Annotated in this window: 18 protein-coding genes and 2 pseudogenes; 8 read left to right on the top strand and 12 right to left on the bottom strand. The window is 73.0% G+C overall.

The genetic code is table 11. The annotated features are described in order from the left end of the window. Positions 1-110: 110 nt before the first annotated feature. The gene (locus ACIPSC_RS08000) at positions 111-1,253 is read right to left on the bottom strand and encodes a hypothetical protein (protein WP_400824144.1); all 1,143 of its coding nucleotides are present in this window, start codon (positions 1,251-1,253) and stop codon (positions 111-113) included. Positions 1,254-1,672: 419 nt separating this feature from the next. On the opposite strand from ACIPSC_RS08000, the gene ACIPSC_RS07995 reads away from it, so the two are divergent. Both ACIPSC_RS07995 and rocD read left to right on the top strand, forming a co-directional pair. Next, a complete protein-coding gene (locus ACIPSC_RS07995) occupies positions 1,673-2,209 on the top strand; it encodes an Lrp/AsnC family transcriptional regulator (protein ID WP_400824143.1) in 537 nt (178 codons plus the stop codon). A gap of 181 nt (positions 2,210-2,390) precedes the next feature. Continuing rightward, a complete protein-coding gene (gene rocD, locus ACIPSC_RS07990; protein ID WP_400824142.1) occupies positions 2,391-3,668 on the top strand; it encodes an ornithine--oxo-acid transaminase in 1,278 nt (425 codons plus the stop codon). A gap of 48 nt (positions 3,669-3,716) precedes the next feature. Here the strand turns inward: rocD and ACIPSC_RS07985 are convergent. Together ACIPSC_RS07985 and ACIPSC_RS07980 are read right to left on the bottom strand one after the other, a co-directional pair. Further along, positions 3,717-3,839 (bottom strand): annotated as a pseudogene (locus ACIPSC_RS07985) (transferase); the annotation flags it as partial. A 171-nt stretch (positions 3,840-4,010) separates the two neighbouring features. Further along, the gene (locus ACIPSC_RS07980; protein ID WP_400824141.1) at positions 4,011-4,559 is read right to left on the bottom strand and encodes a TIGR03086 family metal-binding protein; all 549 of its coding nucleotides are present in this window, start codon (positions 4,557-4,559) and stop codon (positions 4,011-4,013) included. A gap of 66 nt (positions 4,560-4,625) precedes the next feature. On the opposite strand from ACIPSC_RS07980, the gene ACIPSC_RS07975 reads away from it, so the two are divergent. Both ACIPSC_RS07975 and ACIPSC_RS07970 read left to right on the top strand, forming a co-directional pair. Beyond that, on the top strand, positions 4,626-5,021 hold the full coding sequence (locus ACIPSC_RS07975) for an SRPBCC domain-containing protein (protein WP_400824140.1): 396 nt from the start codon (positions 4,626-4,628) through the stop codon (positions 5,019-5,021). Positions 5,022-5,030: 9 nt separating this feature from the next. Next, positions 5,031-5,543: a hypothetical protein gene (locus ACIPSC_RS07970; RefSeq protein ID WP_400824139.1), complete on the top strand. Its 513-nt coding sequence runs from the start codon at positions 5,031-5,033 to the stop codon at positions 5,541-5,543. 28 nt (positions 5,544-5,571) lie between these two features. Here ACIPSC_RS07970 and ACIPSC_RS07965 read toward each other — a convergent pair whose 3' ends face one another. Further along, entirely contained in the window at positions 5,572-6,066 is a 495-nt protein-coding gene (locus ACIPSC_RS07965; protein WP_400824138.1) for a GNAT family N-acetyltransferase, read from the bottom strand. Positions 6,067-6,287: 221 nt separating this feature from the next. Here ACIPSC_RS07965 and ACIPSC_RS07960 point away from each other — a divergent pair, with 221 nt between their 5' ends. Both ACIPSC_RS07960 and ACIPSC_RS07955 read left to right on the top strand, forming a co-directional pair. Beyond that, entirely contained in the window at positions 6,288-9,209 is a 2,922-nt protein-coding gene (locus ACIPSC_RS07960) for a TIM-barrel domain-containing protein (RefSeq protein WP_400824137.1), read from the top strand. 271 nt (positions 9,210-9,480) lie between these two features. Then, the gene (locus tag ACIPSC_RS07955; RefSeq protein ID WP_400824135.1) at positions 9,481-10,239 is read left to right on the top strand and encodes a DeoR/GlpR family DNA-binding transcription regulator; all 759 of its coding nucleotides are present in this window, start codon (positions 9,481-9,483) and stop codon (positions 10,237-10,239) included. A gap of 122 nt (positions 10,240-10,361) precedes the next feature. Here ACIPSC_RS07955 and ACIPSC_RS07950 read toward each other — a convergent pair whose 3' ends face one another. The 3 genes from ACIPSC_RS07950 to ACIPSC_RS07940 are packed head-to-tail and all read right to left on the bottom strand — an operon-like array spanning position 10,362 to position 13,534. Next, positions 10,362-11,306, bottom strand: a complete 945-nt coding sequence (locus ACIPSC_RS07950; protein ID WP_400824133.1) for a carbohydrate ABC transporter permease — start codon at positions 11,304-11,306, stop codon at positions 10,362-10,364. After that, positions 11,306-12,235: a carbohydrate ABC transporter permease gene (locus ACIPSC_RS07945; protein WP_400824132.1), complete on the bottom strand. Its 930-nt coding sequence runs from the start codon at positions 12,233-12,235 to the stop codon at positions 11,306-11,308. Before ACIPSC_RS07945 ends, ACIPSC_RS07950 begins: the two co-directional genes overlap by 1 nt. Positions 12,236-12,265: 30 nt before the next feature. Further along, entirely contained in the window at positions 12,266-13,534 is a 1,269-nt protein-coding gene (locus tag ACIPSC_RS07940) for an extracellular solute-binding protein (RefSeq protein ID WP_400824131.1), read from the bottom strand. A 453-nt stretch (positions 13,535-13,987) separates the two neighbouring features. Here ACIPSC_RS07940 and ACIPSC_RS07935 point away from each other — a divergent pair, with 453 nt between their 5' ends. After that, entirely contained in the window at positions 13,988-14,332 is a 345-nt protein-coding gene (locus ACIPSC_RS07935) for a DUF6247 family protein (protein ID WP_400824130.1), read from the top strand. 251 nt (positions 14,333-14,583) lie between these two features. Here ACIPSC_RS07935 and gap read toward each other — a convergent pair whose 3' ends face one another. Further along, on the bottom strand, positions 14,584-15,582 hold the full coding sequence (gene gap, locus ACIPSC_RS07930) for a type I glyceraldehyde-3-phosphate dehydrogenase (protein WP_400824128.1): 999 nt from the start codon (positions 15,580-15,582) through the stop codon (positions 14,584-14,586). A gap of 381 nt (positions 15,583-15,963) precedes the next feature. Then, positions 15,964-16,920: a GlxA family transcriptional regulator gene (locus tag ACIPSC_RS07925; RefSeq protein ID WP_238949399.1), complete on the bottom strand. Its 957-nt coding sequence runs from the start codon at positions 16,918-16,920 to the stop codon at positions 15,964-15,966. A 380-nt stretch (positions 16,921-17,300) separates the two neighbouring features. Between ACIPSC_RS07925 and ACIPSC_RS07920 the strand changes: the two genes are divergently transcribed. Then, the gene (locus ACIPSC_RS07920) at positions 17,301-18,059 is read left to right on the top strand and encodes a dienelactone hydrolase family protein (RefSeq protein ID WP_400824127.1); all 759 of its coding nucleotides are present in this window, start codon (positions 17,301-17,303) and stop codon (positions 18,057-18,059) included. Between the two features lie 213 nt (positions 18,060-18,272). On the opposite strand, the gene ACIPSC_RS07915 is transcribed toward ACIPSC_RS07920, so the two are convergent. From ACIPSC_RS07915 to ACIPSC_RS07905, 3 genes and pseudogenes are all read right to left on the bottom strand, one after another. Further along, positions 18,273-18,515 carry a hypothetical protein gene (locus ACIPSC_RS07915; protein ID WP_400824563.1) on the bottom strand — a complete coding sequence of 81 codons (243 nt, stop codon included), beginning with the start codon at positions 18,513-18,515 and terminating at the stop codon, positions 18,273-18,275. Positions 18,516-18,648: 133 nt separating this feature from the next. Then, a pseudogene (locus tag ACIPSC_RS07910) lies at positions 18,649-18,972 on the bottom strand (IS982 family transposase); the annotation flags it as partial. A gap of 54 nt (positions 18,973-19,026) precedes the next feature. Continuing rightward, a complete protein-coding gene (locus tag ACIPSC_RS07905) occupies positions 19,027-19,575 on the bottom strand; it encodes a GNAT family N-acetyltransferase (protein ID WP_400824126.1) in 549 nt (182 codons plus the stop codon). Between the last annotated feature and the right edge of the window lie 147 nt (positions 19,576-19,722).

Genomic DNA, 19,722 nt, shown 5'->3' with positions numbered 1-19,722 from the left:
GCCGGCGACGGGCGTGCGGACGACGGGCAGCGCCGGGGTCACGGCCCGGCGGCCGGTCGGCGGCGGACGCCCGGAGCGCCGCCTGCCCCTGGGCGTCCACCGACCGGACGTCAGACCTTGTAGTAGAGGTCGAACTGGCGGGTGCCGGTGGCGGAGTTGTTGGTGATGCCGAAGCACAGGCGCAGTCCCTCGGGGCCGGTGTAGACGGCCATGCCCTCGGGCTCGCGGGGGGCGGCGGCCGCGTCGGCCTCCGAGTGGGTGCGCCGGATGTAGCCGGTGGTGGGGTCGTTCTGCACGCCGTTGAGGTCCATCGAGGTGGTGTGGACGGTCCACTTGTCCAGGCCGGAGAGCGGCTTCGACGGGTCACCGGCGCGTGGGTCGCCGTCGAGCATGTAGACGTACCGGCCGTGCGAGGCGAAGCCCTGGAACGTCGCGGAGGTCTGCGTCGGCGCGCCGTTGGCGTCGGCCTTCGGCAAGAACGGCTGCTGGATGCGGGCGAGCGCGGCCGGCAGGGCGGTGCCCTCGGTCGCGGCCGTGCGCGCGGCCGACAGCTCGTAGGCGGCGAACCAGTGCTCGCCGTCGAGGGCGTAGCGGAGCAGGAGGATGCCATTGGCCGCGTCGACGTACGGGGTCATCGCGGTGGCGGCCGGGTCCGGGGAGGCCAGGCGCCGGACGTCGGGGTGGCTGGTCCAGAGCAGGGTCCGGTCGGCGAACGGGAACCGGACGATCTCCCGGCCGTAGCCGCTGGTGGCCGCGTTGGCCTCGGTCCAGACGTAGGCGGGGGTGGAGGCGGTCGCGGGCTCGATGCCGAGCGACACGCCGTGCCCGAAGCCGAGCAGGTACATGTGGCCCAGGACGGCGCCGGTCAGGTCGTGTTTGGTGAGGCAGAGGTCGCCGGAGGCGGCGTGCTGATCGCCGCCGATGGTGGCGGTGACGGCGACCTGGCTGCCGGAGCGGAGGTAGGCGACCTGGCCGGCGCCGGCTATCTGCAGGGTGTAGAGGTGGCCGTTGACCGAGTCGAACGCGATGCCCTGCAACGTGGTCGAGGTCTCGTGGTTGACGATCGACCCGGCCCACCGGGTCGAGCCGTGGTCGACCCCGATCAGCGGCGCGCCGTCCGGGATGCTCGCCGGGTTCACCGGCCCGGCGGTGGCCTGCGCGGCGCCGGCCCCCGCGAGCGGCGTGGCCGCAGCGGCGGCGACACCCGCCCCGGCGAACATCAGGTGGCGTCGGGACAGTGCGGGCGAAGACATGTGACTCCTCATCGGTCGGGGCCGGGGCCGGCCGGCCACGGCGGGGACGGGTGCCCCCGGGCCCCGTCCGGCCGATCACTGTAGACGACCGTCCGTCAGATGATCACCGCCTCGTCGGAGGGAGGCGACCGGCCGCCCGGCCGAACCGTGGGTACCCCGGCGGAACGCCGGCGCTGCACGCCGGCGACGGCCGGGACCCGCTCGACGGCCTGCAGCGCAGTGCTCGACGGGGCGCCGGTGGAGACACCGAGGCGTCCGCCCCGGTCCGGCCCCGAGCCCGCCCCGAGCCCGGCCCCGGCCGGGCTGACCTGTGGTTATGCTGCGCCCGTGGGGCGCGCGGAGCCCCGGGCGGCCGGCCCGTGCCTCCGCCGCCCGGCCCGCCCGACGGCTTCCCGCTGCGCTGTGAAGGACCACCGACCATGAGCACCAAGGCCACGCCGCACGCCACCACCCCGCAGTTCGACGAACTGGACCGCCGGATCGTGGCGGCGCTGATGGAGAACGCCCGGGCGAGCTTCAACGAGATCGGGGCGGCCGTCGGCCTCTCCGGCACGGCCGTGAAGCGCCGGGTCGACCGGATGCGGGCGGACGGCGTGATCACCGGATTCACGGCGACGGTGCGGCCGTCCGCCCTGGGCTGGGGCACCGAGGCGTACGTCGAGGTGTACTGCGACGGCGCGGCGCCGCCGAGACGGCTGGCCGAGGTGGTGCGCAACCACCCCGAGATCGTCGCGGCGATGACCGTCACCGGCGGGGCGGACGCCCTGCTGCACGTGCGGGCGGCCAGCGTGCAGCACTTCGAGGAGGTGCTGGAGCGGATCCGCGCCGAGCCGTTCGTCCGCCGGACGGTCAGCAGCCTGGTCCTCTCGGACCTGCTCGCCCCCGGCAGCGAGCGAGGCGCCGAGCCCGGCGCCGACCGCGCGGCGCGGGGCGGCGGCGCAGCGATGCTGCGCTGAGGCGGCGGAACACGCAGCAGAGCTGCGGTGGCGCGGCGGCGATGCCGCTTGTCGGGGAGCGGGCCCGCTCCCTAGCGTTGAGGACACCCCCGAAGCCGCACGCGGGGACCGCCCGCGTGCCCGCGGATCGCCTGCGCCACCCGTCCGCACCGATCCGCCGCCCGCACCCAGGAGACCGGACATGACCGCAGCCGCCCGCCCCACCGACCCCACCGGCCCGGTCGGCCCGACTCCGGCGGACCGGCCGGTCCGCTCGTCCGCGGAGCTGATCCGGGCCGAGGAGCCCGTCCTCGCGCACAACTACCACCCGCTGCCGGTGGTCGTGGCCCGGGCGGAGGGCGTGTGGGTCGAGGACGTCGAGGGCCGCCGCTACCTGGACATGCTGGCCGGCTACTCGGCGCTGAACTTCGGCCACCGCCACCCGGCGCTCGTGGAGGCAGCGCACCGCCAGCTCGACCGGCTCACCCTGACCTCGCGCGCGTTCCACAACGACCGGCTCGCCGCCTTCGCCGAAGGACTGGCCGGGCTGACCGGTCTGGACATGGTGCTGCCGATGAACACGGGCGCCGAGGCGGTGGAGAGCGCGATCAAGGTCGCCCGCAAGTGGGCCTACGAGGTCAAGGGGGTGCCGGAGGGGCGGGCGACGATCGTCGTGGCCGGCGGCAACTTCCACGGCCGGACCACCACGATCGTGAGCTTCTCCGACGACCCGGTCGCCCGCGACGGGTTCGGCCCGTTCACGCCCGGCTTCCGCAGCGTCCCGTACAACGACCTGGCCGCGCTGGAGGCGGCGCTGGACGAGACCACGGCGGCCGTCCTGATCGAGCCGATCCAGGGCGAGGCCGGGGTGCTGATCCCCGACGACGGCTACCTGGCCGGCGTCCGCGAGCTCACCCGGCGGGCCGGGTGCCTGTTCGTCGCGGACGAGATCCAGTCCGGGCTCGGGCGCACCGGCCGGACCCTCGCGGTCGAGCACGAGTCGGTCCTGCCGGACCTGGTGCTCCTCGGCAAGGCGCTCGGCGGCGGCATCGTCCCGGTGTCGGCGGTGGTCGGCCGCCGCGACGTGCTCGGCGTGCTGCGCCCCGGCGAGCACGGGTCGACCTTCGGCGGCAACCCGCTGGCGGCGGCGGTCGGTTCGGCGGTGGTCGCGCTGCTGGAGACCGGCGAGTACCAGCGCCGCGCCGCCGAACTGGGCGCGGTCCTGGAGTCCGGGCTCACCGCGCTGGCGGGCAAGGGCGTGACGGCCCACCGCGTCCGGGGCCTGTGGGCGGGCGTTGACGTGGACCCGGCCATCGGCACCGGACGGGCCGTCAGCGAGCGGCTGCTCCGCGAGGGCGTGCTGGTCAAGGACACCCACGGCTCGACCATCCGGCTCGCCCCGCCGCTGACCATCACCCGCGACGAGCTGGAGTGGGCGCTGGCGGCCCTGGAGAAGGTCCTCACCGGCGCGGAGGGCTGAGTACGTCGTCCGGCGGGCGGGAACGAGCCGGCGCCGGAGCCCCGGGCCTCAGGGGCGCCGGACGGCGACGATCGCCGATCCCGTGGGCGTGGTGAGGACCTCGGTGGCGTGCAGGGCGGGGTGGGTGAGGTAGCGGAGCCGGAGCTCGTCCACCCCGCCCTCGAGCCGGGGGCGTCCGAACGGCCGGGGGCGACGCTACCCGCCCGTCGCCCCGCCCGTCCGGCGTTTCGCCCTGGCGGAGGCGGATTGAGGCGGGTCGGTGGGTGGCGCCCACCGACCCGCCGTCACGTTCTGCTCGGTTGGCCGGTCCTATCGGCGGTACGAGATTCGGGCCGTGCGGGGTCAGCCGTTCCAGCCGGGGTTGCGGCCGCTGAGCGCGAGCGCGCGCTCGAAGGCGGAGGCGCCGTCCGGGGCGTCGAACGCCGGTCCGTAGCCGCCGAGGGCCCGGGCCCGGTCGGCGAGCTGCTCGATCACGCCGAGCAGGACGGTGCTCGCCTCCTCGCCCACCGCGAAGGGCTGGCCGGTGGCGCGGGCCAGGTCCCAGCCGTGCAGGGCGAGCTCCTGGAGGGTGACGGCGGCGACGAGGCCCGCGGGCGCGGTGCCCGGACCGAACTCCGTCTCGCCCTCCATCGCGTCCGGCTCCAGCCAGGCCGCGACCGCGCGCTCGGCGCTCGCGGCCACCGCGGCGGGCTCGGTGACGGCGATCGGCTCGTCGGTGCGGGGGAGCTTGGCGGCGGCACGCTCGGAGTCGGGGAGCACACCGCCGACGTGGGCGAGCAGCTCGGCCACGGTGAACTGCGCGCACGGGGTGGCGGCACCGAGGCGGTCGGCCGGGACGGCGGCGGCCGCGCGGGCGAAGAGGGTGGCGAACTCGGTCAGTGCGGTCTGCATGGTGGGTCCTCCGGGCTTTCGCGCATGTCGGTTCTCGGGCTCTTTCCTTGAGCCGAGACTAAAGCGATGTCGGGTGCGGCGAGAAGCTGGACGTGCTCGCCGAACTGGCGGACGCAGCAGAAGCGGTCGGGCGGGCCGAGGGGTCGAAGGGGAGCGGCGGATGACGACCGGTCAGGTGATGTCGGACGCGGCTTCCTGGCCCTGGACCCGTACCACCGGGTGGTCTTCACCTGGGGCATGGAGGACGGCGCCATGGCGATTCCGCCCGGGGCCAGCACGGTCGAGGTGACGCTGACCCCCGACGGGGACGGCACCCTGCTCACCCTGGTCCACCGCGACCTGCCGCCCGAGGCCTGCGCCCCGCACTTCGAGGGCTGGACCCACTACCTGGGCCGCCTGGTCGTCCGCGCCGAGAGCCGCGACCCCGGCCCGGATGCCTGGCTGGAGCCGAGTGGTGCCTAGGGTGATCCCATGGGCTTCCTCGACCGGCTGACCGGCACCAAGCACCCCGACCGCGGGGTCGAACCGCGCTCCGCCGAGGGCGTCCGGGCGGCGCTGCTCGGCCTCAACGGGCCGGAGGTGCCGTACGTCGTGCGCACCGCCACCTCGGCCGAGGGCGCCGATCTCGTCGCGGAGTGGCGTCTGCGGGAGCCGGCCTGGCACCCCTACTTCGCCCGGACCCAGCTCGACCGGACGCTCCGGATCCGGATGCGGCTGCTCCCGGCGGCCCGTGAACTCCGGGCCCTGGACGAGCAGTGGAAGGTCACCTGGACCGGGGGAACGCCCACGCTGGTCCTGGAGCGCGAGTACTCCCGCGGCCAGGTCGCCGAGTCCTCCCGGGAGTGGACGATCGGTCGCGGGGCCGACGGCCGCCCCGGGGTGACGGAGGTGTCCCGCTTCGACGCCGCCGCGCTGAAGCACCCGCTGCGGGAGGCCGTCCTCGCCGCCGGGTGGACGTGGCGCGGCGCGGTCTTCAAGCTCTGATCCACCTCCGTGTCGTGCAGGCCTGGCCCTACAGCGCGAGCTTGAAGCCCTCGTGGCTGCTGGTGAAGCCCAGCGCGGTGTAGAAGCGGTGCGCGTCCTCCCGCTGCTTGTTGCTGGTCAGCTGGACGAGCGCGCAGCCGCGGGCGCGGGCCCGGGCGGCCGCCGCCTGCATCAGGGTGCGGCCGAGTCCGCTGCCGCGGCGGTCCGCGCGGATCCGGACCGCCTCGATCAGGGCCCGTTCGGCGCCGCCCTTGCCGAGGCCCGGGATGTACGTCGCCTGCAGGCAGCCGACCACGGTGCCGCCGTCGCCCCGGTCGTCGGCGTCCTCGACCAGGACCAGCAGCTCGTTCCGCGGGTCCGCCTCGATCGCCGCGAAGGCGCGCTCGTACGCCTCCGTGACGGTCACCGTCGTCGGGTCGACCACCGTCTCCTCGTCGGCGAGCAGGGCGAGCACCGCCGGCAGTTCGGCACGGGTGGCGGGGCGCAGGGCAGGGGTGGGCACGGGCCCGGGAGCAGCAGACATGGCCCCGACCCTAGAGCAGGGTCCCGCGGGAACCCTGCCGGAGGGCTGGCGGAGTTCCGCCGGAGCGGCCAGGGCCAACCCCGACCCGCGCGATACTGCGTGACGGATGCTCAAAATTGAAGAATCAGCTCGCATTGTTGACTGAACTGAGCAGTGGCTGATGCAATCCGGGTGCACGCTCGCTCCGCCGCGCATCTGTCTCCGTTCCGAGAGGGACCGCCATGCCCCAACCGAGCGGCACCATCCGAAGCCGGCTCTCCCGAGCCCTCGGCCACCTCCGCACCCGCGATCGCACCGGCACCGGCATCCGCATCCGGGCCCGCACCCGCCCGCGCCGGCTCCGGCAACGGCACCGGGCGCTGGGGGTCGGCCTGGTGACGACCGTGCTCTCCACCGTCCTGGTCGGGCTGGCTCCGGCCGGCACCGCGGCGGGGAGCACGGCCGGGAACATCACGGCCTTCCGCCAGTCCGGGACGACCTCCACCGTCTCCACGTCCTCGGGCACCGCCGTGCAGGTCGTGTTCCTCCGCGCCGACATCTTCCGCATCCAACTCGCGCCCGACGGCCGGTTCACCAACCCGGCCGGCAGCGACATCACCGTCAACACCGCGTTCGGCACCCCCGCCGTCACCGCCACCGACCGGGGCGCCTACTACGAGATCGCCACCACCGCGGTCACCCTGCGGGCCTACAAGCGGCCGCTCACCTTCGCCGCCTACCGGCCGGACGGCAGGCTGCTCTGGCAGGAGTCGAAGCCGACCGCCTGGACGGCGTCGAGGACGACGCAGTACCTCACCCGGGGCCCGGCCGAGCAGTACTACGGCACCGGACTGCGGCTCGGGCCGTGGGCCCTGCGGGACCGGACCGTGCCGATCGCGGTCGACAACGAGTGGAAGCAGAACAGCAACGCCAGCCCCGCGCCGTTCTACATGTCCTCCAACGGGTACGGCGTGCTGCGCAACACCTGGGCGCCCGGCTCGTACGCGTTCACCGACCCGGTGGCCACGACCGAGGACGAGAAGCGCTTCGACGCCTACTACTTCGTCGCCGACTCGCTCAAGGGCGTGCTGGGCGGCTACACCGACGTGACCGGCAAACCGTTCCTCGCTCCGATCTGGGGGCTGGAGCTCGGCAACGCCGACTGCTTCAACGCCTCCAACCCCGACTACACCGGCGACCACACGCGGGCCCGCCACCAGACCACCCCCGACGTGGTCGGGTACGCGCAGGACGCGCGGAGGGCGGACATGCCGTCCGGCTGGATCCTGCCCAACGACGGCTACGGCTGCGGCTACACCGACCTGCGGCAGACGGTGTCCGACCTGGCCGGCCTCGGCTTCCACACCGGGCTCTGGACGTCGACCGGGCTGAGCGACATCGGGACCGAGGTCGGCACCGCCGGCTCCCGCGGCGTGAAGACCGACGTGGCGTGGATCGGCGGGGGCTACAAGTACGCGTTCGACGGGGTCGGCCAGGCCGTCGCCGGGATCGAGGACAACTCGGACGCCCGCCGCTTCGTCTGGACCGTCGACGGCTGGGCCGGCACCCAGCGCAACGCGGTCGTCTGGACCGGCGACACCCGCGGAGACTGGGCCACCATGGGCTGGACCGTCCCCGCCGTGGTGGGCGCCGGGCTGTCCGGCCTCAACTACGCCTCCGGCGACGTCGACGGCATCTTCGGCGGCAGCCCGGAGACCTACACCCGGGACCTCCAGTGGAAGGCGTTCACCCCGGCGTTCATGACGATGTCCGGCTGGGGCGCCACCAACCCGTCCGCCGGCTACACCGACAAGCAGCCCTGGCGGTTCGCCGAGCCCTACCTGTCGGCCAACCGCAAGGCGCTGCAGACCAAGATGCGGCTGATGCCGTACCTGTACACGATGAGCCAGGCCGCCAGCACCACCGGTGTGCCCTCGACCCGCGCGCTGGTGCTGGAGTACCCGGACGACCCGGTGGCCCGGGGCAACGCCACCGCACAGGAGTTCATGGCCGGGGACTCCTTCCTGGTCGCCCCGGTGACGACCGCCGGTACCACCCGCGACGGCATCTACCTGCCGGCCGGGACGTGGACCGACTACTGGACCGGCCGGGTCTACCAGGGCCCGACGACGCTCAACGGCTACGCGGCGCCGCTCGACTCGACGCCGGTGTTCGTCAAGGGCGGCGCCATCGTCCCGATGTGGCCGCAGATGAACCACACCGGCGAGAAGCCCGTCTCCACCCTCACCTACGACCTGTACCCGTCGGGGCGCTCGGCGTTCAGCCTGTACGAGGACGACGGCCTGACCCGCGCCTACCGGGCCGGCGCCTCGGCGCGGCAGCAGGTCACCGTGGACGCCCCGGCCTCGGGCACCGGTACCGTCACGGTCGATGTCGGGGCGAGCACCGGCTCCTACGCCGGCAAGCCCGCCGAGCGCGGCTACGAGCTGACCGTCCACCTGGCCGGCGCGCCCAGCGCCGTGAACCTCGGCCCGGACCGGCTCACCCGGCTGGACTCCCCGGCGGACTACGACGCCGCGGCCACCGGCTGGTTCTTCGACCCGGCCGACCGCGGCGGCGTCCTGCGGGTGAAGGCGGGCAGCCGGTCCGGAGCGTTCACGGTCACCCTGACCGGTGCGACCCTGCCCACGCCGACGACCGGGGCCGGCGGGTCGCCGGCGCTGGACAAGTCCGCCTGGAAGCTGGTGTCGGCGGACAGCCAGGAGACCGCCGCCGAGAACGGCGCCGCCGCCAACGCCTTCGACGGCAGCAGCGGCAGCCTCTGGCACACCGCCTACTCCGGCGGCACTCCCGCGGCACTGCCGCACGAGATCCGGGTCGACCTCGGCGCCCGGTACGCCGTCGACGGCCTGCGCTACCTGCCCCGGCAGGACGGCGGCGTCAACGGCCGTATCGGCCGGTACGAGGTCTACGTCTCCGACTCGGCCACGGCCTGGGGCAGCCCGGTGGCGACCGGGACCTGGGCGGACACCGGCACCGAGAAGACGGTGTCGTTCCCGCCCGCGGCCGGGCGCTACCTGCGGCTGCGGGCGCTGAGCGAGGCCGGCGACCGCGGGCCGTGGACCAGCGCGGCCGAGCTCACGGCCACGGGCGCCCCCGCGGCCAAGGCGCCCGTGGGCACAGCCCCCGCCGGGAGCGGCTGAGCCGCGCTCGGCGAGCACGCCCGGCGGGTGCACCGGACGGAGGTCCGGTGCACCCGCCGGGGCCGTCCCCGCCTGTTCAGATTTGAGCAGTACATGGCTATGTGGTCGTGCCCGCACGGCTGCACACCACCGCCCGGCGCCACCTGCCGCCGCCCCGAACGGGCCGCGGAACCCCGGATCCGCCCTGGTCGGGCCGGTCCTCGCAGCGGCGCGGGCCAACCGTGGGCCGGTGGTCCGAAGCGGTGTCCACCCCCGGAGCTACACTCCGTCCATGCTCAAAGCTGATCGCGCCACCCGGATCCTCGCCCATGTCGCCGAGGAGGGGAGCGCAAACGTGCACGTGCTCTCCGAGCTGCTCGGGGTCTCGGGCGCGACGGTCCGCCGGGACCTCCAGGAGCTGCACGACCAGGGGCGGCTGCAGCGCACCCGCGGCGGAGCCGTCACCGGCGCGGTCAACCTCGAACTCCCGCTGCGCCACCGCAGTGAGAAGCAGCGCGAGGAGAAGCGGCGGATCGCCCGGGCGGCCGCGGAGCTCGTCCCGGAGGGAGCGGTCGTCGGGCTCACCGGCGGCACGACCACCACCGAGCTCGCCCGCGTCCTGGCCGAGCGCGGCGGGATCACCGTGGTGACCAACGCCGTCAACATCGCGGCCGAGCTGATCGTGCGCCCGGAGGTCCGCCTGGTGGTGATCGGCGGGCTCGCCCGGTCGGCGAGCTACGAGCTGGTCGGCCCGGCCGCGGACCGGATGCTCGCGCAGTACCACTTCGACCTCGCCTTCATCGGGGTCGACGGCCTCACGGCAGACGAGGGCTGCACCACGCACGACGAGATGGAGGCGCAGACGGACCGCGCCTTCCTGCGCGGCAGCGCGCGCTCGGTCGTGCTCGCCGACAGCACCAAGATCGGCCGGGTCACGTTCGCCTCGATCTGCCCGCTGGCGGACATCCAGGACGTGGTGACGGACGACGGCCTCGCCGAGGAGCAGGAGAAGGCGCTGACCGACGTCGGCGTGCGGGTGCAGCGGGCCTGACCCGGGGCCGGCCTGACCTGCGGCCGGCCGGCCCCGAGGGCCGGGGCTCGGGGCCGGGGGGTCGGGGCTTGGGGGGGGGGGGGGCTCGGGGCTTGGGCTCGGAGCCCGGCTCGGGCGCTGCGCTACTTGACCGATCCGGCGGTCAGGCCGGAGACCACCTGCCGCTCGATGAAGGCGAACAGCACCACGACCGGCACGATGGCGACGACCGATCCGGCGAACAGGTAGTTCCACTGCACGGTGTAGTTGCCGACGAAGCTGTTGATGCCCACCGTCAGCGGCTGGCTCTCCGGCTCGGTGGACAGGGTCAGGCCCATCACGAACTCGTTCCACGCCGCGATGAACGTGAAGATCACCGCGGTCACCACGCCCGGCATCGCCAGTGGCAGGACCACCCGGCGCAGCGCCCCGAGCCGGCCGAGGCCGTCGATCATGGCCGCCTCCTCCAGGGCCACCGGGATCGAGCCGATGTAGGCGGTCAGGATCCAGATCGTGAAGGCCAGGTTGAAGGCGGCGTTGCAGAGGATCAGCGTCCAGACCGAGTTGAGCATGTGCAACTGGTAGAACTCGCGGTAGAGGCCCACCAGGAGCGAGGTCGGCTGGAACATCTGGGTGACCAGGACGAGCAGTAGGAAGAGCCGCCGCCCCCGGTAGCGCACGCGCGCGGTGTAGTAGGCGGCGGGCAGCGCGACCAGCAGCGCGAGCAGGGTGGAGCCGCCGGCGACCAGCAGGGTGACCCTGAGGTTGCCGCCGAGCGTCGACTCGCGCCAGACGTCGACGAAGTTGGACCAGGCGAAGTGCTCCGGCAGGTAGGTCGGGTCGCGCAGTTCGTTCGCCGGGCGCAGCGCCGTGACGACCATCTCCAGGTACGGCAGCACGAAGACGGCCGCCAGCAGCCAGGCCACCGCCGTGACGATCAGGGTGCGCGGCCCGATCCGGCGCCCGGTGCGGCCCGGGGTGGTGCGTGCCGTCCGGCGTGCCGTCCGGTGCGGGGTCCGGCGCGGGGCCGGCCGTCCCCGCGGGGCGGGCGAAGAATCGGCCGGGGCAACGGGCGGGGTCGCCGCCATCAGCTCTCCTCCCTGTTCCAGCGGCTGACCCTGAGGAACGCCAGCACCATCAGCACGACCAGCGCGAAGTTGACGACGGACATCGCCGCCGACTCGCCGATGTCGGTGTTCTTCAACTGGTACATGAACACGGTCGTGGTGGCCGTGTCGCTGCTCGGCCCGCCCTGGGTCATGCCCCAGATGACCGGGAAGGAGTTGAAGACGTTGATCAGGTTGATCACCACGCCGACCAGGAAGGCCGGGCGCAGCAGCGGCAGGGTGATCCTCAGGTAGGTCTGCCAGGGGGAGGCGCCGTCCACGCGGGCGGCCTCGTACAGCTCGCCGGGCACGGTCTGGAGCCCGGCGAGCAGGGTGTAGGTGGTGAAGGGGAGGGAGACGAAGACGGCGACGGCGGTCATCCAGGGCCAGGCGGTCGAGGGCCGGCCGAGCCAGTCCTGGGGTCCGTCGATCAGACCGAGGTCGGTCATCGCGGTGTTGAGCACCCCCGCGGTCTGGTTGAGCATCCACTTGAAGCCGATGGAGGTCATCAGGACGGACGCCGCCCAGGGCGCGATCAGCGCCCAGCGGGTGACCCGGCGGCCCGGGTAGCGCTGGTCGAACAGCTGGGCGAGGGCCAGGGAGAGCAGCATCGTCAGGCCGACGACGGCGCCCGTCCAGGCCGCCGTACGGAGCAGGACGGGGCCGAGGTCGGACTCGCCGAACAGCTTGCGGTACTTGTCGAACCCGGCGGAGCCGCGGACGAACCCGCTGGTGCTGATCCGCAGGAACGAGGTGCGGACCATCTCGTAGACCGGCCACAGGACCACGAACAGGATCAGCAGGACGGCCGGGCCGATCCAGGGCAGCGGGCCGAGGCGGCCGAGGGCGGAGCGGGCGGGCGTGCGCCGACCGGACCGGCGGGGCCGCGCAGCGGTGGACTTGAGGGACACGTGCGGTGCCTTCCGGACGGGTGCGACCGCCTACTTGTTCGCGACGGCGTCCTGGGACTTCTTCTGCAGGTCGCCCAGGACCTTGGCCGGGTCGCCGGCGACCGCGCTGCCGATGCTCTTCTTGAGCTCGGCGGAGACGGCGTCCCACGTGGTGTCGCCGAGCGGGTAGAAGGTGGCCTGCGGCAGCAGGGCGAAGAACGGTTCGAGGTCCTTGTGCCGGCCGCTGGCGGTCATCTCCCGCAGGGTGTCCTGGGTGACCGGCATCAGGTTGTAGGTCTCGTCGAACCTGAGCGTGTTGTCCTTGGCATAGACGAAGTCGAGGAACTTCTTGATCTGCTCGCGGTGGCCGTTCTTCTTGAAGGCCATCGTCCAGTCCGCCACGCCGAGGGTGGACTTGAGCGGGCCGGCCTTGCCGGGGATCGGCGCGACGGCGTAGTCGACCTTGCCGTCCTTGGCCATCTGGATCAGCGACGGGTGGCCGTTGAGCATGGCCGCCTTGCCCGCGGCGAAGTCGGCGAAGGCCGTCTTGCGGTCGGTGGTCGCCGGGTTGGCGTACGTCAGGCCGGTGTCGACGAGGTTGGCCTTCAGCCAGCCGAAGGTGTCGACGTTCGCCTGGCTGTTGATGCTGTACTTGCCGCTCTTGTCGGTGTGGCCGCCGCCGTTGCCGAGCTCCCACATCATGCTCTCGCCCTGGGCCTCCTCGGGGCCGAGCGGCAGGGCGTAGGGGGTGACGCCGGGCACCTTGGCCTTGATGAGCTCCGCGTCCTTGCGGACCTCGTCCCAGCTGGCGGGCGGCTGGGCGATGCCGGCCTGCTGGAAGACCGCCTTGTTGTAGAAGAAGGCGCGGGCGGAGGAGACGAACGGGATGCCGTACTGGACGCCGCCGACCTTGCCGGCGTCGGCGAAGGTGTCGATGAGGTTGGCCCGGGTGCCCATCGACAGCACGTCCTCGGCCTTGTAGAGGAGGTCGTCGGCGACCTTGTCGGCGTAGCCGCCGGTCTGCAGGACGTCGGGGACGTTCCCGCTCTGGATCATCGTCTTGACCTGCTTGTCGATGTCGTTCCAGTTGACCACCTGGACATCGATCCGGATGGCGGGGTTGGCCGCGCTGAACGCGGTGGCGACGCCGTCCCAGTAGGCCTTCGAGCTGTTGGTCTCCTTGTCGCCGTAGTCGGCGGCCACCAGCTTGAGGGTCACGTTCCCGTCGGCTGAGCCGCCGTCACCGCCGCTGCCGCAGGAGGTGAGGACGAGGACGGCGGCCGCACACGCCGCCGGGATTCCGATGACACGTTTGTTCACTGCTGATACCGCCTTCGTCCTGCGGACCCGCGTCCTGGCGCCTGGTCCGCTCGTGGGGATTGCAGAGAGCTGTGAGCAGTCTTGGGAACGCTGTGAGCAGTCTTGGGAACGTTGTCGCGCGCTGGGGGGCGGGCTGCCGCTCTGCTCGGTCGTCGGCGGCACCAGCGAACAGGCTCCGCGCACGCACCGGCGAAGCCTGCTTGCATGTGCTTGAAGATAGCCAGCTTCGAGCAGATATGAAAGAGCCTGGTGTGTCGCGACGTCATCACGGGGGCGCTTCGGCGGGCGCTCGGCGGCCGGGCCGGGGTGGGCCTCCGCGGCGGTCCGCCGAGCGGTGCGGCAGCGGTGCCGGTGGTGGTGGTGTTCATGGTGGCGAACGGGGAATCAACTCTCGGCGCCCACCGGGCGGACGTGATTGCCGTACCGTGGCCGAGGACGAAGTGGAGGACCCGATTGAGCGCCCAGCCCGACCGCATCCCCGCCCTGCCGCCGGCCACGTTGCCCGTTCCTGCGCCGCTGCCCGCTCCGGCCCCGGCGGCGGCCGCCCGGTTGGTCGCGCGCATCCGCGCCGACCGGGACGCGGCCCGTGCGAACCGGTGGCTGCCGGCGTTCGAGCGGGACTGGGGCAAGGCGCTGGAGGACTCCCGGCAGACCTACGACCTGACGCCCCTGCACGACGTCGTCCGCGCTTGGCAGGGCCGCCTCGACACCGCGCCGGCGGTGGACGCGTTCGTGGCCGGCGGTCTGGACGACACGGACGGCATCGATCTGGAGCAGGTCCTCGGGGCGCGTCCCTGAGCTCGGGCGCTTGGGCGCCGGGCGGCAGCGACGAGACGTCAGGGCCCGTGGCGTCAGGGCCCTTGCGGTCGGGGCCCGTGACGTCCGGCCTCGGGAAACGGCGGTGGGCCCGGCCGGAATGTCGGAACATTCCGGCCGGGCCCACCCGGGTCCGTGCTGTCTCGCGCTGCTGCCGGGGCCGAGGCCCCCTCGCCTCCACGGTCGGGGGCCTCGGCGGTCCGGAGGCCTCGGCGGTCCGAGGCCCGGGCGGGTCAGTCGCGGGCCAGGAGCTCCAGCGTGTCGATGACGCGGTTGGAGAAGCCCCACTCGTTGTCGTACCAGGCGACGACCTTGACGTGCTTGCCGTCGACGCGGGTCAGGGCGGCGTCGAAGATCGAGGACGCCGGCTCGCCGGTGATGTCGCCGGAGACCAGCGGCTCGTCGGCGTAGTCGAGGATGCCCTTGAGCTTGCCGTCGGCGGCGGCGCGGTAGGCGTCGAGGATCTCGTCGAGGGTGACCTCGCGCGAGACCGTGGTGTTGAGCTCGACGATCGAGCCCACCGGGACGGGGACGCGGATCGAGTCGCCGGACAGCTTGCCGTCCAGGTTCGGCAGCACCACGCCGATGGCCTTGGCGGCGCCGGTGGTGGTCGGCACGATGTTCACGCCGGCGGCGCGGGCGCGGCGCATGTCGCGGTGCGGGCCGTCCTGGAGGTTCTGCTCCTGGGTGTAGGCGTGCACGGTGGTCATGAAGCCGTGCTCGATGCCGGCCAGGTCGTCCAGGACCGACGCCAGCGGGGCCAGGGCGTTGGTGGTGCACGAGGCGTTCGAGATGATGACGTGCTCGGCCGGGTTGTACGCGTCGGTGTTGACACCGTAGGCGAGCGTGACGTCGGCGCCGTCGGCCGGGGCGCTGACCAGCACGCGGCGGGCGCCGGCCTGGATGTGCGCGCGGGCGGCGTCGGCGGAGGTGAAGCGGCCGGTGGACTCCAGCACGATGTCGACACCGAGCTCGGCCCACGGCAGGGCGGCGGGGTCGCGCTCGGCGAGCACCTTGATGCGGTGGCCGTCGACGACGAGGTCGCCCTCGTCGACCGTGACGCTGCGGTTCAGGCGGCCCAGGGCGCTGTCGTACTTCAGCAGGTGGGCGAGCGACTCCGGCGCGGAGAGGTCGTTGATGGCGACCACCTCAAGGTCGCTGCCGCGCTGGAGCAGGGCGCGCAGGCTGTTGCGCCCGATGCGGCCGAATCCGTTGATGGCGATGCGGGTCATGGAGGCTTCCTTCCGGATTCCGGTCGTTTCGCCATCCATGATCGGTAGTCGAACGCTCGTCGGACAGGGGCAGGAATGACAGGGTGCGCAAGTATCTCGCCATGATCCTCGCCAACCACCGCAAGGATCTCGCCACTGCCGCGGGGCGTCGCTCGGCGCACCCCGGCCGGCGCCGGGACGGGCACCTTCAAGGGCCCCGACCAGCAGGGATGTCGGGGTGCTCGGGGTGGGCGCGAGGGCGCTCGGGGTGGGTTCGGGGCGCGCGGAGCGGGTGTGAAGCCGGCCGGCGTGACGGTCCGGCCGTCGTGGAGCGGTGCGGCCGTCGCGGAGCGGTGCGGCCGTCGTGGAGCGGTCCGCAGGCGGCGGGGTCGTAGCCGTCGGTCAGGCGGTCGGGGCCGCGAAGGTGTGCCGGTACTCCGTGGGCGAGGTGCCGAGGATGCGCTGGAAGTGCAGCCGCAGGTTGGCGCCGGTGCCGAGCCCGACCCGGTCGGCTATCTGCTCGACGCCCAGGTCGGTGCGTTCGAGCAGTTCGCGGGCCAGGTCGACGCGGGCCCGCAGCACCCACTGCATGGGCGTGTAGCCGGTGTCCTCGACGAACCGCCGCGAGAACGTGCGGGCCGAGACCCGGGCGATCCGGGCGAGGGTTTCGAGGGTCAGCGGCTCGGACAGGTGGGCCAGGGCCCACTCCCGGGTGTCCGCGAACAGGTCGCCCAGCGGCTCGGGCACGCTGCGCGGCACGTACTGCGCCTGCCCGCCGCTGCGGTAGGGAGCGGCCACCAGCCGCCGCGCCACGTGGTTGGAGAGCCCGACCCCGTGGTCGCGCCGCACCAGGTGCAGGCAGAGGTCGATGCCCGAGGCGGCGCCCGCGGAGGTGAGCATGTCGCCCTCGTCGACGAACAGGACGTTCTCGTCGACCGACACCAACGGATGCTGCTCGGCGAGCGCCTTGGTGTAGTGCCAGTGCGTCGTCGCCTTCCGGCCGTCGAGGAGGCCGGTCGCCGCCAGCGCGAACGCGCCCGTCGAGATCGCCGCCAGTCGCGCGCCCCGGTCGTGGGCGGCCACGAGCGACTCGACGACCGCCGCCGGCGGCGCGGTGGTCGCCGGATCCCGGTAGCCCGGGACGAAGACGGTGTCGGCCTGCTCCAGGGCGTCGAGCCCGTCGGCCACGTGGTACGCCAGTCCGTCGCCGCCGGTCACCAGCCCGGGGGCGGCGCCGCAGACCCGTACCTCGTAGGGCATGCTCGGCCGGGTGGAGAACACCTGGGCCGGGATGCCCACGTCGAGCGGCTTCGCGCCGTCCAGCACGAGCACGGCGACGCGGTGCTTCCTGCGGGCCATCGGTCTCTCCTCCACTCCTGTTGCCGTCCGGCCGCGGGCCGGCCGTATCTCCGCCCCTGCCGTGACCTGAATGCCGACTGCCGCAAGTATCCTGCCATGGGCCGGTATGCGAACCGAGTGCGGGGCGGCGTCGGGCGACAGCCGGGTGAGGGGCGGGGACGGGGGAGTGGACCCCGGTGTACCGGCGGCCGGCGGCGGCCGCCACGATGAGACGTCCGGACCTCTGTCGTCCGGGACCTCTGGACGTTCGGCTCCCGGTACGGTCGGGGCGCCCGCCCGCACCAGTTCCGCACGGCACCACTCCCGCACGGCACCACTTCTGCACGGCACCACTCCCGGAAGAATCACTCCCGCCCGCACCCCGAAAGGCGACCGCACCCGTGCACTTCACCTCGGCGACGACCGCGGACGGCGTCACGGAGCGCCGCTTCACCCTCGACGGCGTCCCCGGCGTCCTCTGGCTGCCGGCCGACGCCCTCGCTGCGGCGTCCGCCGACGCGCCCACCCGCCGGCCGCTGGTGCTGCTCGGCCACGGCGGCGGCCAGCACAAGCTGGGCCCGGGGCTGGTGGCCCGTGCCGGCCGCTGCGCCACCCGGTACGGCTTCGCCGCCGCGGCCATTGACGCACCCGGGCACGGGGAGCGGCCGCGGACGGCACAGGACGAACGGTTCGCCACCGAGATCGGCGAGCTGCTGGCGACGGGACGGCCGATCAGCGCACAGGTCGCCCGGCACACCGCGGCCCTCGCGGAGCAGGCCGTGCCCGAGTGGCAGGCCGTGCTCGACGCGCTGCGCAGGCTCGACGCCGTCGGCCCGGACGGCCCGGTCGGCTACTGGGGGCTCTCGCTGGGCACCGTGATCGGCATCCCGCTCGCCGCGGCCGACCCCCGGATCACCGCGGCCGTCTTTGGCCTGGCCGGCCACGAGTCGCTGACCGAGACGGCCCGCCGGGTCACCGCCCCGGTCGAGTTCCTGCTGCAGTGGGACGACGAACTCGTCCCGCGCGAGGGTGCGCTCGCGCTCTTCGACGCCTTCCCCTCCGCCGAGAAGACCCTGCACGCCAACCCCGGAGGCCATCTGGAGCTCCCCGACTTCGAGGTGACGGCCTCCGAGCTCTTCCTCGCCCGCCACCTGCAGTAGCCGACGGGACGACGCCACGCGCCGGCGGAGTGGGAAGCCGAACCGGCCGACTTCCCACTCCGCGCAGGGTGATTCACCGGATCGCCCCCGCGCGATCGGGGTGCCTTGTCGGACTGAGCGCGGGTCCGCGTCGACGGTCACCGACCACCACGCCGGCCCTGCGGACCTGAGAGTCGGGCGAGAGCGGGTCGGCAGGTTCGACCTCGCTGCCCGTCACTGCTCGTCGACGCGCCGGCACACGATGAAGCCTTCGTCGATCTCCGAGCATTCGAAGACGGGCTGACTGAACGCCGCCGCCATCGACGTGGTCAATTCCGGGCTGTGGCCCGCGGGGTGGTAGGCGAGCGAGAAGTGCCCGGCCGCACGGGGGTACTTCGCGATCAGGCCGCGGAACTCCCCGATCAGGCCGCCGAACTCCTCCGGGATGGTGTCGCTGTTCTTGGCTTGCTCCGTCACGACTGAACTCCTTGTACAGAGAATCGCCGGTATCGCCACGCGGGGCGTACATTTCGGCCTCAGTCTGGCGTGATGAACGCGCAGGCGCGGCGCGCGCCACGCCGACCGACCCGGATGAACCACCGCCGGCCCGCCACAGTGTGGTGTCGCGGGCCAGTGCCCGAGTGACCCGGCGGATCAGGTCGGCTGCCTTGCGCAGCCGCTTGTTGTAGCCGGGTTGCTGGGGCAGGTACGGGAAGAGGTGGCGCAGGTGGGCGCCGGCATGACGCAGCCAGTGGGCCTCGGAGGTGAAGCCGAGCATCGCCTGCATCATCGCCAGCGTTACCAGCTCGGCGTCGCTGAGCTGCGGAAGGATGCCCACGGCCGGACGCTGCGGGGCGAACTGTGGCGAGTCTTTCAGCAGGTCGTCGGTCTTCACGTAGAGTGCGGTCGCGAGGGTGTCCAGGTTGTTCGTCACAGACTGACCTTGGGCGCCCTCGCATCGTCCGCGCAGTCACAGCAGGAACTTCGCTCAGCTGGGCGCGACGGGCTGTTCGAGGAGTTCGTCCGGTCCGTCGAATCCGCAGCGCCGGTACAGCGGCGCGCTGCGTTCGGAAGGCCACACGATCAACGTATCCAGGCCGTGAGCGCGTGCGTAGCTCGTCGCCTCGTCGAGCAGGGCCCTGCCCAGGCCGCGATTGCGCTGTCCAGGGACGACGTAGAAGTTCGTCACGTAGCCGAGGGCGTCGGAGCCCGGGTAGGGACTCGGGACCTTCTCCACAAGGCACACGAACACGTGGCCACAGGGTCGGCCGCCCACTTCCGCGACCCAGACCCGCCACGGCCCAACCATTCGGGAACGCAGCCACTGCTCGCACTCAGCGGTGAACTCCTCTTCGTTCTGCGGGACTTCGTCTCCGCCGTCCTCCACTTTGAACCGCCAGCGCATGGCTGCCAGCGCGGGCGCGTCATCGGACCCGGCCCGACGGATAACAACGTCACTCATGGTCACACTCTCGCAGGCCGATCCGCCGGAGCGAAACAGTCCACGACCGGTCAGCGACCCCTTGGAATTGATCATCTAGGCCGAAAGTCGGTCTGGTGGCAGCGGATTTCGCGGGAGAGGATCAGGTGCGTGATCGATCCTCACCGACTCCTTGCCTTCTGCACGATGTCCGTCATCTGATACCTCCGTGGATGCTCCCGGCTTCAGCCGGGAGAGGACAAG

Origin of the sequence: Kitasatospora sp. NPDC090091 (assembly GCF_044747365.1) — a bacterium.
In the GTDB taxonomy this organism is placed as follows: Bacteria; Actinomycetota; Actinomycetes; order Streptomycetales; family Streptomycetaceae; genus Kitasatospora.
This window is presented reverse-complemented; position numbering and strand designations above follow the sequence as displayed.